This window comes from Saccharopolyspora pogona (assembly GCF_014697215.1).
GTDB lineage: Bacteria > Actinomycetota > Actinomycetes > Mycobacteriales > Pseudonocardiaceae > Saccharopolyspora > Saccharopolyspora hattusasensis.
In genome coordinates this window covers 6,645,063-6,657,888 of record NZ_CP031142.1, presented here as the reverse complement: position 1 = coordinate 6,657,888, position 12,826 = coordinate 6,645,063, and the positions used below count along the sequence as shown (strand labels likewise).

Genomic DNA, 12,826 nt, shown 5'->3' with positions numbered 1-12,826 from the left:
TTGTCTTCGCGACCGGACAGCGGGCGGGTCATCCCGCTCCCCCTGCTTCCCCACCACTCGGCTAACCGCTCCTCGGTGACGTGCAAGTACCGCTGCGGCAACGCCTGTGCGCACGAAGCCCCCAACACCTCGGACAACGCCTACTTCGGCGACATCGTCGAGAGTGTGCTCAGCCGACGCGGCGCGCTCAAGGCCAGCGGCGTGCTCGCGCTGACCGTCGGCGGAGCGGCGGCCCTCGCAGGCACCGCGACGGCGGCGACCCCCGCGCCCGCCCCACTCGCCCGCCCAGGCCAGGACAACGTGCCGGGCACCGACTACACCCCGGTCGCCCCGAACACCGAAGACCGGGTCGTCATCTCCGAGGGCTACGAGCAGGGCATCGTGATCCGCTGGGGCGATCCGGTGCTGCCCGGCGCGCCCGAGTTCGACTTCAACAACCAGACCGCGGCGGCGCAGGAGAAGCAGTTCGGCTACAACAACGACTTCGCCGAGCTGGTCCCGCTGGACGGCAGCGGCAAGCGCGGCCTGCTGGTGGTGAACCACGAGTACACCACCGAAACGCACATGTTCGTCGGCTACGACGAGAACAACCCGACCGAGGAGCAGGTGCGCATCGCCTGGGCCGCGCACGGCCTCTCGGTGGTGTACGTCGAGCAGCAGGGTGGCGGGCTCAAGCCGCTGCCGAGCAAGTACAACCGCCGCATCACCCTGAGCACGCCGTTCGAGCTGCGCGGGCCGGCCGCGGGCAGCGAGCACCTCAAGACCTCCGCCGACCCGACCGGCACGAAGGTCCTCGGCACGCAGAACAACTGCGCGGGCAGCATGACGCCGTGGGGAACGATCCTCTCCGGCGAGGAGAACTTCAACCAGTACTTCGCCAACGCCGACTCGGTCACCGAGCCGACGGCCAAGAAGCGCCTCGCCCGCTACGGCCTCAAGGGCACCGCGAGCACCCGCAAATGGGAGAGGTTCGACAAGCGCTGGGACCTCGCCAAGGAGCCCAACGAGGCGAACCGCTTCGGTTGGGTCGTCGAGATCGACCCGCACGACCCGAACTCGACGCCGGTCAAGCACACCGCGCTCGGCCGGTTCAAGCACGAGGGCGCGGCGGTGAAGATCGCCGACGACGGGCGCGTGGTCGTCTACTCCGGTGACGACGAGCGCTTCGACTACATCTACAAGTTCGTCTCCAACGGCAAGGTGAAACCGGGCAACAGCGCCTACGCCCGCCGGCACAACATGTCGCTCCTCGACGACGGCACCCTGTACGTCGCGAAGTTCAGCGGCAACAGCCCCGCCGGCGAGATCGACGGCACCGGCAAGCTGCCGTCGGACGGCCACTTCGACGGCACCGGCGAGTGGATTCCGCTGGCCAGCGGCAAGAAGTCGTTCGTGCCTGGGTTCACCGCCGAAGAGGTCTACCTCTTCACCCGCCTCGCCGCCGACGAGGTCGGGGCGACCAAGATGGACCGGCCGGAGGACATCGAGCCGAACCCTGTCAACGGGCGCATCTACTGCGCGCTGACCAACAACAGCAACCGCGGCTCGACCGGCAACGCCGCGCCGGACGAGGCCAACCCGCGGGTCGGCAACAAGCACGGCCACATCCTGGAGATCGACGACGACGCGGTCGGCACCAAGCTTCGCTGGAACCTACTGCTGGTGTGCGGCGACCCGAACGACGCGGGCACCTACTTCGGCGGGTTCGACAAGTCGCAGGTCAGCCCGATCTCGTGCCCGGACAACGTGGCCTTCGACCGGCACGGCAACCTGTGGATCTCCACCGACGGCAACGCGCTGAAGAGCAACGACGGCCTGTTCTCGGTCCCGGTGGACGGTCCGGAGCGCGGGCACGTCAAGCAGTTCCTGACGGTGCCGCACGGCGCGGAGACCTGCGGCCCGGTGATCCGGGACAAGTTCGTGACCGTGTGCGTGCAGCACCCGGGCGAGCTCGACGGGGCGAGCGCGGATAAGCCGGCTTCGCACTGGCCGGACGGCGGCAACTCGCAGCCGCGCCCGTCGGTCGTGGCGGTCTGGCGCAAGGACGGCGGTGAGATCGGCGGAAGCTGATCCACCTTGCGAGCGCGGGGGTCTTCGGCTTGTTCCGGAGGCCCTCGTTGCGCTTCCCGGGGTAGTTTCGGCTGGTGACGTTTGCGGATCAGGCGTCGTTCGCGCGGGCCTTGGCGAGCGTGTTCCACGGCGCTGCGCCGGGGTCGTGGGTGTCGTTGATCGGTTCGCTGGGAGCCGGAACCGCTGACGAGTACAGCGACATCGACCTGGCCTGGGTGGTGCCGGACGGCGCGGTGCCGCGGTGCGCCGAGTGGTTGGGGGAGGTGCTCGGCGCGGTGGCCGAAGTCGCGGCCGTGCGGTCGGTGCCGGAGTTCCAGCGGTCCGGGCTCCGCCGGCTGGTCTTCGTGCGGTTCCGCGGGGTTCCGCTGTTCTGGCGGCTCGACCTGCAGATCTGGGCGGCCTCGCACGCCTTCGACGACACCGTTGACGCGGACAACCCCGAGGCGCGAGGCGACAACTGGTCGTTGCTGGAGAGCGCGGCGATGAATGCCCTCGCCGCGTGCAAGGCGGTGCTGCGCGGCCTTCCCGACACCGCGGATTCCTTGCTGTCGCGTGGTTTTGAGCGCATCGACGAGACCGATCGTGGCGGCGACCGGTCCCGGCGGATTGCCGCCCTCGCCGACGCCGCCGCCTCTCGGGACCCGCAGCTGCGCGAGCTCGCTGGAGGCATCCGGACGCTGGTTCCGGACCTGCCCTAAGAGTTCCTAACAAAGGATCTTGATGTGTCGGTAGCAGATGATGCAGGTAGCCAGGCCGAGAAACGCCTCGTGGATGTCGTCGCGGCGTTCCCAGCGGATGCGCAGACGTCGCATGCCGTGGTACCAGGCGATTGTGCGCTCGACGACCCACCTGATCACGCCGAGTCCGGAGCCGTGGCCGGTTCCACGTTCGGCGATCTGCGGGTCGATTCCCTTGGCGCGCAACTTGTCCCGGTGTTTATCAGAGTCGTAGGCGCGGTCGGCGTACAGCGCATCGGGTCGGCGGCGGGGGCGCCCGCGCTTGCCTCGCACGGGCGGGATCGCCTCGACCAGTGGGAGGAGCTGGGTGACGTCATTGACGTTGCCGCCGGTCAGGCTGAATGCCGTCGGAATGCCGCCGCCCTCGGTGATCACGTGGTGCTTGGAGCCCGGCCGGGCACGGTCGACCGGGCTCGGGCCGCTTTTGGGCCGCGCCGCGCCGCCCGCACATGCGAGCTGTCGATCACCGCCCGAGACCAGTCCAGCTTCCCGGCCGCGTTCAGCTCGGCCAAAAGCGCCTCGTGCAGCCGCTGCCACACCCCGGCCTCGTTCCATTCCGCCAGGCGCCGCCAGCAGGTCATTCCGGATCCAAACCCCAGCTCCTGGGGCAGAAACTCCCACTGGATCCCGGTATGCAGCACGAACAGGATTCCCTGCAAGACCAGCCGGTCCGGCAGCCGCTTGCGGCCCAGCTTGGGCAGCGCGTTCTCCCAACGCGGCAACACCGGCTCGATTCGCTCCCACAGCTCGTCGGGGACGATCCATGGCGGTTGCTCACCTTTCCTCACCTGTTCATGATCTACGATCAAGGAACCTATGGCACGTCAAGTGATCATTTTGTTAGGAACTCTAAAGGTGCCGTTCTGAGCGCCCGGTCACGCGTTGGTCGGCACGCCCGCGTTGACGAGGATCTCGCGCGCCGACAGGGCGGTGCTCTGCGCGGCGGTCAGGCCGGAGCCCGACAGGTATGCGTCCACGATCCGCAGGCCAACCCCGTAGCCGACGAAGTCCGGCAGCCCCACGGGTCGCTGCCCCATGCGCTGCGCGGTGGCATCGCCCAGCACGTACGCGGTCAGGTTCTGCATCCCTGTCACGTCGATATCGGCAGTGATCTTCTCGTGAGCGCTGTCCAGCGCGGCGCCGGTCAGCGTCTTCGACCACGGCCCCATGGCCTGCTCACCGGCCGGCTCCCGCACGAACGCTTCGGCCAGGCTCTCGGCGACGACGTGTTCCCAACCGTGACGGCCACCGGATTCCAGACCACATTCAGGTAGCGCACGTTGTGGTGGAGCTCGTGCGCGGCACCGTGGCCGATCTTCTCCAGGCTCGTGTCGGTGGGCCACATCATCAGCTGGATCGCACCCGGAATCCCGCCCACGCCGAAGTAACCGGCACTGCGGACCGTCAGGTGCTCGTCGTCGGGATCGCCGAGCACCACAACGACGTGCACGGTCTCGGCGTGCTTGATGCCGGGCGCCGCGCCGCTGATCCGCTCCCACGCGGCGGTGAGGGAGTCCTCGATCTGGCTCCACACCCCCGCTTCCTGCATCTGGCGCACGGCGGGCAGTTACCGCGGGTCCTCGCGGTCGAGCCGGAAACCACTTCCCATGCGGTGCATCTGGACCAGGTCCACATCACCCATCACGGACATCGCGGTCTGCGGCGGACTCAGCATTTCCCGCAGGGCGTTGGGCCGCTCCTCAAACGGTCGTTGCAGGAGATCGACCATCACGGACGTCGTGTCGTGAACAACGATCTTCATGACTCGGGACCGTAAAGCCTCCTGTCGCTGGAGAGTCAAACCCGGTTTCCGGACCCGCGCCGCAGACCCCGACCAGGTGCGGGGCCTGCGGCGCGGCTGCACAGCGGAGTTCGCGGAAGAAGTCGCGGATGTCGCCGACGAGCAGGTCCGGCGCTTCCATCGAAGTGGCCGCCCCGTCGAACTCAGACCAGTGCACGATGTTGTGCTCCACCTCCGCGGTGCTGCGGATCGACTGGTCATCCGGGAAGACCGCGACCCCGGTCGGAACCCCGCTCTTCTCCGCCGCGCCCCACAGTCCGCTGTGCGCGGTTTCGTAGTACAGGTTGGCGGAAGTCCCGGCGGTGCCGGTCAGCCAGTACAGCGTCACGTTCGTCGGCAGCCGATCCCGATCCACCGCCTCGTGCGACAGTTCCTTCGCCGGGTCGGTCCACTCCCTGAACTTCTCGACGATCCAGGCGAGCTGGCCGGCGGGCGAATCATGCAGCCCGAACGACAACGTCTGCGGGCGCGTGGTCTGGAGCGCGACGTAGCCGGACCGGTCGTCGTCGTTGGCCAGGGTCGTGGCGGGCGCGCTCGACCTCGTCCAGGTTCGGCGGGGTGAACGTCCAGCCGTCAACCGATGCCGGAGAAGCCGAAGCTGGGCAGCGACGGGATCACCAGGACAGGTCGTCGATGCCGGCCTGCGGGGTTTTGCTCGCGATCGACGACGCCAAGCAGGCCGCCCTCCACTTCAACCTGCTCACGGTCACCACCGTGCTCCAGCGGACGTTCTACGGCTCGATGCCGATGCCTCAGGACGAGGCCGAGGAGATCATCGCCAGCGGCGTGCGGGCGTTCTTGCGGCTGTACGGCGCCGATTCTTGATCCCCGTCAGGCGAGGCCCCTTTCCAACCCCGGCACGGCGACTTCGATCTCGCCGGTGAAGGCTGCGCGGGCCGACCGCGGCGCATCAGCCGCTTCGGTGCCCGGCCGGAGGTGGGTCAGCACGAGTTCACCGACGCCGGCCCCGGCGGCGTATTCGCCGACTTGGCGGGCAGTCGACAGGAACGGGGCGTCCTTCGCAGTCAGCACGTGTTCCGGGAAGGTGGCCTCGGCCAGGAAGACGTCGGCTTCGCGAGCCAACTCGACGATGTCCGGGCTGGGGCCGGTATCGCCGGTGTGGCTGATGATCTTGTCGTCCGCGGCCAGCCGCATGCCCGCGTTGGGCACGAAGTGCGGCAGCGAGCTGGTGTCCACTGTGAACGGTCCAATTTCGAACCGCGTGCCGGCGTCGAACTCGCGCGCTCGTAGGAGCCTTGCCGCATTCGGCCATCCAGCGCCAGCACCGCGTCCAGAGCGCCCGGGAAGGCGTGGACCGACAGCGGCGGCGGGGGAGCGTCACCGAGCGCCCGGGACCGCAGCGGATTCAGATCTGCGCAGTGATCCGGATGTCCGTGGCTGACCAGAACCGCGTCCACCCACTCCGCCGGAGTCGACGCGAGCAGGCGCGGCAGCGTGGCGTAGCCGGGATCCAGCAACAGACGGAACCCGTCGTGCTCGACGAGGTAACCGCTGCACGCCTGCCCCGCACCCGGCCACGCCCCGCAGACGCCGAGGACCGCGAGGCGCATCAGCTTGCTTGCGCCGTGCTCGCTTTTTACTTCTCCGCCCGCGGTGCCGCGCGGAGGGCGATCACCGTGATCGCCGCCGCGACCATCACGAAGCCGACCACCCACAGGCCGGTCTTCTGGGAACCGGTCGCGTCCTTGAGCGCACCGGTGACGTACGGCGCCGCGAAACCGCTGATGTTGCCCAGCGAGTTGATCAGCGCGATGCCGCCCGCCGCCGCGGCACCGGACAGGAAGTTGCTCGGCAACGCCCAGAAGGTCGGCAGCGCGGCGCAGACGCCGACCGCGCAGACCGTCACCGCGGCCATCGCGCTGAGCGGATTGCCCAGGTACAGCGCGATCGGGATGCACACGCCGCCGAGCAGCATCGGCAACGCGACGTGCCACACCCGCTCCCGCTTCCGGTCGCCGTGCGCGGCCCAGAACACCATGGCCACCGCGCCGACCACGTACGGCACCGCCGTGACCAGCCCGGTTTCCATAGTGGACAGATCCGTGCCGTACTGCTGCTCGAAGCCCTTGATGATGGTGGGCAGGAAGAAGCCCAGCGCGTACAGGCCGTACGCGATGCCGAAGTACACGAACGCCAGCGCCAGGATCCGCGGGTGGGTCAGCGCCTTCCGCAGCGGCCAGCCGTGCGCCGTCTCGGTATGCGCGCGCTCGGCCTCCAGTTGGTCGCTCAGCCAGGCCCGTTCTTCCGCCGACAGCCACTTCGCCTCCGACGGCCGGTCGGTCAGGTAGAACCAGGTCGCCACCGCGAGCAGCATCGCCGGGATGCCCTCGAGGAGGAACATGAACCGCCACCCGGACAGCCCGAAGATCCCGTGCCCGGCGCTGATCAGCGCGCTCGAAACCGTGGCTCCGATGGCGCTGGACACCGGGATAGCGGTCATGAACAGCGCGACTGCCTTCGCCCGCTGCGCCGCCGGGAACCAGTAGGTCAGGTACAAGATGATGCCCGGGAAGAACCCGGCCTCGGCCACGCCGAGCAGGAACCGCAGCACGACGAGGGCGGTGGGGCTCGGCACGAACGCCATCACCGTGGCCACCACGCCCCAGCTGATCATGATTCGGGCGAGCCACTTCCGCGCCCCGAAGCGGTGCAGGGCGAGGTTGCTCGGCACCTCCAGCACCAGGTAGCCGATGAAGAAGATGCCCGACGCGAAGCCGAAGGCCGTCGCGGTCAGCCCCAGCTCGTCGTTCATCCCGTTCGGGCCGGCGAAACCAATGTTGACCCTGTCCAGGTAGTTCACGAAGTAGAGCAAGATCAGGAACGGCATCAGCCGGACCGCGACCTTGCGCAGGATCCGGTTCTGGACTTCGGCAGGGGCTGCGTCGGCGCTGCTCACTGGAGTGACCTAATCCCCATCACCCCAACGGGTCAAGAGGCAGCCCGATTGCTGGGATGACCGGTCGCCGCCCCGGAACCGCCCAACGATACCGTTATGGCATGCTTGAACGCCCAATTGCCCTGGTCACCGGCGCCTCAAGAGGCATCGGGGCCGCCGTCGCCCGCTCGCTCTCCGATACGCACGACCTGCTGTTGGGCGGGCGCGACGCCACCGCGCTGCAAACGCTTGTCAACGAGCTCCCCGGTGCCAAACCGTGGCCCGTAGAACTCACCGACCGCGATGCTGTCGCCGCCGCGGTCGCCGACATCGATCGGCTCGACGTTGTGGTACACAGCGCCGGTCTCGTCGAGCTGGCCCCCGTCGCCGAGGCCGCCAGTGACTCCTGGCGGCGCACCTTCGAGCTGAACCTCTTCGCCGTCACCGAGCTGACCCGGCTGCTGCTGCCCGCGCTGCGCGCCGCGAAGGGCCACGTCGTGCTCGTCAACTCCGGCGCCGGCCTGTCCGCGAAGCCGAACTGGGGTTCCTACGCCGCGAGCAAGTTCGCACTGCGCGCCTTCGCCGACGTGCTCCGCGCCGAAGAAGCGACCAACGGCGTTCGGGTCACCTCGGTGTTCCCGGGTCGCACCGCCACCGACATGCAGCGCAGCGTCCGCGAGCAGGAGGGCCAGGCGTTCGACCCGGACCACTACCTGCGCCCCGAATCGGTGGCGGCGCCGATCGTGTCGGCGGTGCGCGCCAGCGCCGACGCACACCTCGCCGAGATCGTCATCCGGCCGTCCTGACCGGGGATCGGCTTGATCTGGGGTCGGCCGTACTGATCCGGGGGCCTGTCCGGGCATCCGGATCCGGGCAGGCGGTCCGGACGACCGGCGGCCTGCGCTGTCGGGTCCATCGCCGATTCAGGGCCGGCCGATTCAAGGCCGGTTGACAACGGTGGCGTGCCGGGCGAGACGCACGCCACCGCGCGTCTCGGGGCGCTCCACTGCCGTCGGGCCGTCAGCCCCGGATGTGCTGGGACGCCGCGCGGGCTGCGGCCTGCACGGTGCCCCGGTCCACCCGCGTGGGCTCGCGCTCGTGCAGCACCTCTTCACCCGCGACCCAGACGTCCCGGACGCACCGGGATCCGGCCGCCCACACCACGTTCGCCAGCACCTGATCGTCCGGCGCGTCCAGGCCCGTGGCGAACGCAGGGTCGTCGACGTCCAGATGCACGATGTCGGCCCAGCGCCCCGGCTCCAGGGTGCCGATGTCGTCCCGGTGCAGCGCCTCCGCGCCGCCCCGCGTCGCAGCGAGCAGCGCCGCACCCGCGCTCAGCGCCGTCGCATCGCCTGTCACGGTCCGCGCGAACAGTCCTGCCAACTGCACCTCCTCCCACAGATCCAGATCGTCATTGCTGGACGGCCCGTCGGTGCCCAGCCCCACCGGAATCCCCGCGGCGAGCAGGTCGACCAACCGCGCGGTCCCCGAGGCGAGTTTCGCGTTGGACCCCGGGCAGTGCGCCACGCCCACCCCGCGGCGCACGAACAGCTCGATGTCGTCGTCCGACAGGTGCACGCCGTGCGCGGCGAGCACGCGGCCGTCGAGCACACCGAGCTTCTCCAACAACGCGGGAACCGAACCGAACTTCTCGCGCTGTTCGGTGTCCTCGGCGAGGGACTCCGCCACATGCGTGTGGACCAGCGCGGCACGCTGCTGCGCGGACTCGCCGATCGCCTGCAACGCCTCCGGCGGCAGGGTGTACGCCGAGTGCGGCCCATAGGCCAGCTCCACCCGATCACCAGGCCCGAACCGCAGGCCATCGGCGTCGATCCACCGGTTGATCGCGTCGACCATGCCCTGCCAGCCGCCGAGCTTGTCCAGCGCCGGGGTGGAGATGACCGCCGAGGCGAACACCACCCGGGACCCGACCGCCAGCGTGGCGTCGACCACCGCCTCGCCCATGAAGTACATCTCGGCGCTCGTCGTGACCCCGGCCCGCAGCATCTCGACGCACCCGAGCTCCATCCCGGCACGGACGTCCGACGGCCGCAGCCGCGCCTCGGCCGGCCAGATCACCTCGTGCAGCCAACGCAGCAGCGGAAGGTCTCCGCCCATCCCCCGCAGCAGCGTCATCGGGCTGTGCGCATGCGCGTTGATCAAGCCCGGCAGCAGGATTCCACCGCATTCCCGGACATTCGCATCGTGCGGACGTTCCGGCGCCCCGACGCGCGGCCCGCAGTACACGATGCGCCCCTCGCCGTCGACGTCCACCACGGCGTCCCGGATCACCGAACAACCGGGATCGCAGGGCAGGACCACGGGCGCGTGAAGGCGTAGTGCGATCGGCATGCCCCGCATTCTGCCCGACGCTTATCCGCCGCCACCCGTGCTTATGACGAGCAACATGATCACCCCCGCCAACCCCGCGATCCCGGCCAGCACTGCCACGAGAACGATGTCCTGCATCCGCTGTGTCATGACTCCAGCATCGCCGGTTTCCAGGACCCGGACCTCGGCTGATCGGTCCGTCGACCTCGTTCGATCGGCCAGTCCCAGCCAGCCTGTCGGCCGACCCCGAACGGGTAGGACAACGGTTGCGCGACGCGTTCGGCAACGCCTCGATCGGCATCAGGCCAACAGCATCCGTCACGGACACCACGCCCGCGCTCCACCGAACTCCTTGCGACATAAGGGAGACCCCGACGCGATGCGCATAGAGACTCGTGTGGCCGTCCCGCAGCGCTACTCCCGGACCACCCGTGCAGGGCGAGAAATCACGCGTCGTCCATCAACCCGCTGCGCCACGCCCACGCCGCGGTCTCCACCCGGTTGCGGGCCTTGATCTTGCCCTGCGCGGCGGCGAGATGGGTCTTCACCGTGGACAGCGACATGAACAGCTCCTGGCCGATCTCGCCGTTGGTCAGACCGCGCGCGGTCGCCCGCACGACATCGAGTTCGCGCTCGGTCAGCTCCATGGTCGGCTTCGGCACGGCGCGGCGTTGCACCTGCGGCTGGGCGAAATGCTTGAGCAGGCGCACCGTGATCTGCGGCGAGACCAGCGCGTCGCCGCGCTCCGCCGCCCGGATCGCCTCTAGCAGCAGCGTCGGACCGGCGTCCTTGAGCAGGAAGCCGCTCGCCCCGTTCCGCAACGCGCGGTCGACGTACTCGTCCAGGTCGAAGGTGGTCACGACGACCACCTTGATCGGGTCGACGACGTCGGGACCGGCCAGCTGCCTGGTCGCCTCCAGCCCGTCGATCCCGGGCATCCGGATGTCCATCAGGCACACGTCCGGCCGCTTCTCACGCGCGACCCGGACCGCGTCCAGGCCGGTCGCGACGTCGGCCACCACTTCGATGTCGTCCTGGGACTCCAGGATCATCCGGAAACCGGCGCGCACCAGCTCCTGGTCGTCGGCGATCAACACCCGGATCATCGCTGTCCCACTTCCCCGTTCTGCTCCGCCAACGGCAGCACTGCCTCGACGCGCCAACCGACGTGGTCTCCCGGGCCGGCGCGGAACCGGCCGCCCAGCAGCTCGATCCGCTCCCGCATCCCCACCAGACCGTATCCGCCCGAGCCGCCGACCGGTTGCTGGCGTACCGCCGTGCCGTCATCGGTGATCCGCGCGTAGATGTTCGTCGGGTCGGCGTAGACGTCGACCTGCACGTAACTCACGTCGAGCGCGTGCTTTTCGGCGTTGGTGAGGGATTCCTGCACCACGCGGAGCGTGGATCTGGCGACCTCCGGCGGGATCTCCCGGCCGAGGTCGACGCGTAGCTCCACAGTGGTCGGCCGGTGGTCGCCGGCCGGGACCCGCCGAGTGGCCTTCACGAGGGCTTCGAGGTCCGCTTCGAGGTCGGTGGTCGCCTGCTCGGTCGCCGCCGAAGCACCGGCCGGCTCCGCGCCACGCATGCTCGCGACCAGCCGTCGCATCGCGGTCAGCGCCTCGGTGCCGCTGTCGGCGATCCGCGCCAACGCATCGGTCGCCGCCTTCGGATTCTTCGCCGCGACCATCTGGGCCGCCTGGGCCTGCACCACGATGCCGGTGACGTGGTGCGCCACCACGTCGTGCAGCTCCCGCGCCAGCGCCATCCGCTCGGCCTGCTGCGCGTCCGACACCGCGCTGCGCACGGTTTTGGCGCGCTCCGTATCCCGCGCGCGGAAGTACATCCCGGTGCCGACGGAGATGACCAGCAACAAGCCGCCCAGGAAGACCGATTGCAGGTAGCCGCGAATACCGCTGAGCGACGACGAGCTGATCGGCATCACGAACAGGGCGAACAACGCCGAACCGACCAGCGCGGCGCCCGCCAGCACCGCGCGCCGCGGCTCCGCGTGCCTGGTGGCGTAGGTCACCAGCAGCATTCCTGCTCCGGTGGCGGTGATCGGGATCCCGCCGATCAAGGCGACCTCGGTCGAGAGCCCCCAGAAGCGCATCATCAACGCGGTGAGCACCAGGGCCGTGGCCCCGAGCACCGCCGCCTCGAACGGTCGGATCGGCCCGAAGACGGCCAGCACCGACATCACGACACCGCACAACAGCAGCACGACGCCGATGACCAGCGAATCGTCCCCGTTCTTGGTGAACTCCAGGAAGACCAGCACGCTCAGCACCGCGATCATCGGCCACTGCCGCCGCACCAGCGCGCGCAACGGGGTGTCCCGGACCTCTTCCCGCGCGGGCCGCCGGCTGCGCAGGTACATGCCGGTGCCCACGGTGAGCATCAGCTGGAGGAAACCGAAGCTAAGCGTCTGGCCGAAGTCCATCGACGGGTAGACGACCGACGATCCGGTGCGCACCAGCACCGATGCGACGCAGGCCACCACGAGCACCGCGGTGACCGGAACTGCCTTGCGCAGCGGGTGGAACCGGAACAGGTAGAGCACCAGCAGCAGGCCTGCCAAGTTCTCGGTCGGGGTGATCTTCTCCAGCCCCAGCGAGTGGAAGTACGCGCCGGCCAGCCGGCCGACCACCGTGGTGCCGCACAGCACGACCGCGGCCGCGAGTCCGCACCGGACCGGAGCGCGTCGGCCGGCGATCGCCAGCAGCGCCATCGCGGTGATGCCCGGGATCAGCACAGCGCCCCGGTTGGAGAGCCACCCCAGCGTGTCTCCCAGCCAGAGCAACCCGAGCAGCCCGGCGAAGATCCACTGCTCGCGCAGGAAATCGCCGAGCCGGCGCCACCACGGGGCGACCGGCCCGGTTCCGGGGCTTGTCGCGAAATTGCTCACGGCTCGACCGTAGCCGGTGCTCCGATTCGAACACCTTGGCCGAATGGTTCGAAAGCCCTGTCCGATCGGCCGACCTTCGCCGTCGA

The 12,826-nt window shown here is 69.3% G+C and carries 12 protein-coding genes and 2 pseudogenes; 4 read left to right on the top strand and 10 right to left on the bottom strand.

What is annotated here, in order from left to right:
- Together DL519_RS30940 and DL519_RS30935 are read left to right on the top strand one after the other, a co-directional pair.
- Entirely contained in the window at positions 1-2,070 is a 2,070-nt protein-coding gene (locus DL519_RS30940; RefSeq protein ID WP_397544991.1) for a PhoX family protein, read from the top strand.
- A gap of 74 nt (positions 2,071-2,144) precedes the next feature.
- Positions 2,145-2,768 carry a hypothetical protein gene (locus tag DL519_RS30935; protein WP_223839766.1) on the top strand — a complete coding sequence of 208 codons (624 nt, stop codon included), beginning with the start codon at positions 2,145-2,147 and terminating at the stop codon, positions 2,766-2,768.
- Between the two features lie 6 nt (positions 2,769-2,774).
- Here the strand turns inward: DL519_RS30935 and DL519_RS30930 are convergent.
- From DL519_RS30930 to DL519_RS47470, 4 genes and pseudogenes are all read right to left on the bottom strand, one after another.
- A protein-coding gene (locus DL519_RS30930; protein ID WP_223840204.1) for an IS5 family transposase occupies positions 2,775-3,568 on the bottom strand; the annotation gives its coding sequence in 2 pieces (ribosomal slippage) (positions 2,775-3,235 and positions 3,235-3,568; 795 coding nt in all).
- Positions 3,569-3,682: 114 nt separating this feature from the next.
- Positions 3,683-4,356, bottom strand: a pseudogene (locus DL519_RS30925) (DUF2268 domain-containing protein).
- 18 nt (positions 4,357-4,374) lie between these two features.
- Positions 4,375-4,536, bottom strand: coding sequence for a hypothetical protein (locus tag DL519_RS47475; protein WP_223839765.1), 162 nt, complete (start codon positions 4,534-4,536; stop codon positions 4,375-4,377).
- Positions 4,508-5,185, bottom strand: a complete 678-nt coding sequence (locus DL519_RS47470) for a hypothetical protein (RefSeq protein ID WP_223839764.1) — start codon at positions 5,183-5,185, stop codon at positions 4,508-4,510. Before DL519_RS47470 ends, DL519_RS47475 begins: the two co-directional genes overlap by 29 nt.
- A 56-nt stretch (positions 5,186-5,241) precedes the next feature.
- On the opposite strand from DL519_RS47470, the gene DL519_RS30915 reads away from it, so the two are divergent.
- A complete protein-coding gene (locus DL519_RS30915; RefSeq protein WP_190820030.1) occupies positions 5,242-5,433 on the top strand; it encodes a TetR/AcrR family transcriptional regulator C-terminal domain-containing protein in 192 nt (63 codons plus the stop codon).
- 6 nt (positions 5,434-5,439) lie between these two features.
- On the opposite strand, the gene DL519_RS49075 is transcribed toward DL519_RS30915, so the two are convergent.
- The 3 genes and pseudogenes from DL519_RS49075 to DL519_RS30905 all read right to left on the bottom strand — a co-directional run bounded on the left by DL519_RS49075 (position 5,440) and on the right by DL519_RS30905 (position 7,525).
- Positions 5,440-5,805: an MBL fold metallo-hydrolase gene (locus DL519_RS49075; protein ID WP_263399736.1), complete on the bottom strand. Its 366-nt coding sequence runs from the start codon at positions 5,803-5,805 to the stop codon at positions 5,440-5,442.
- A 212-nt stretch (positions 5,806-6,017) separates the two neighbouring features.
- Positions 6,018-6,179, bottom strand: a pseudogene (locus tag DL519_RS50450) (MBL fold metallo-hydrolase); the annotation flags it as partial.
- Positions 6,180-6,205: 26 nt separating this feature from the next.
- Positions 6,206-7,525: an MFS transporter gene (locus DL519_RS30905; protein ID WP_190820028.1), complete on the bottom strand. Its 1,320-nt coding sequence runs from the start codon at positions 7,523-7,525 to the stop codon at positions 6,206-6,208.
- Between the two features lie 101 nt (positions 7,526-7,626).
- On the opposite strand from DL519_RS30905, the gene DL519_RS30900 reads away from it, so the two are divergent.
- Positions 7,627-8,310 carry an SDR family oxidoreductase gene (locus DL519_RS30900; protein WP_190820026.1) on the top strand — a complete coding sequence of 228 codons (684 nt, stop codon included), beginning with the start codon at positions 7,627-7,629 and terminating at the stop codon, positions 8,308-8,310.
- Between the two features lie 214 nt (positions 8,311-8,524).
- Here the strand turns inward: DL519_RS30900 and DL519_RS30895 are convergent, their stop codons facing one another.
- The 3 genes from DL519_RS30895 to DL519_RS30885 all read right to left on the bottom strand — a co-directional run bounded on the left by DL519_RS30895 (position 8,525) and on the right by DL519_RS30885 (position 12,740).
- On the bottom strand, positions 8,525-9,865 hold the full coding sequence (locus tag DL519_RS30895) for an amidohydrolase family protein (protein WP_190820024.1): 1,341 nt from the start codon (positions 9,863-9,865) through the stop codon (positions 8,525-8,527).
- Between the two features lie 416 nt (positions 9,866-10,281).
- The gene (locus tag DL519_RS30890; protein ID WP_168585851.1) at positions 10,282-10,941 is read right to left on the bottom strand and encodes a response regulator transcription factor; all 660 of its coding nucleotides are present in this window, start codon (positions 10,939-10,941) and stop codon (positions 10,282-10,284) included.
- On the bottom strand, positions 10,938-12,740 hold the full coding sequence (locus DL519_RS30885) for a sensor histidine kinase (RefSeq protein WP_190820022.1): 1,803 nt from the start codon (positions 12,738-12,740) through the stop codon (positions 10,938-10,940). Before DL519_RS30885 ends, DL519_RS30890 begins: the two co-directional genes overlap by 4 nt.
- Positions 12,741-12,826: the final 86 nt, after the last annotated feature.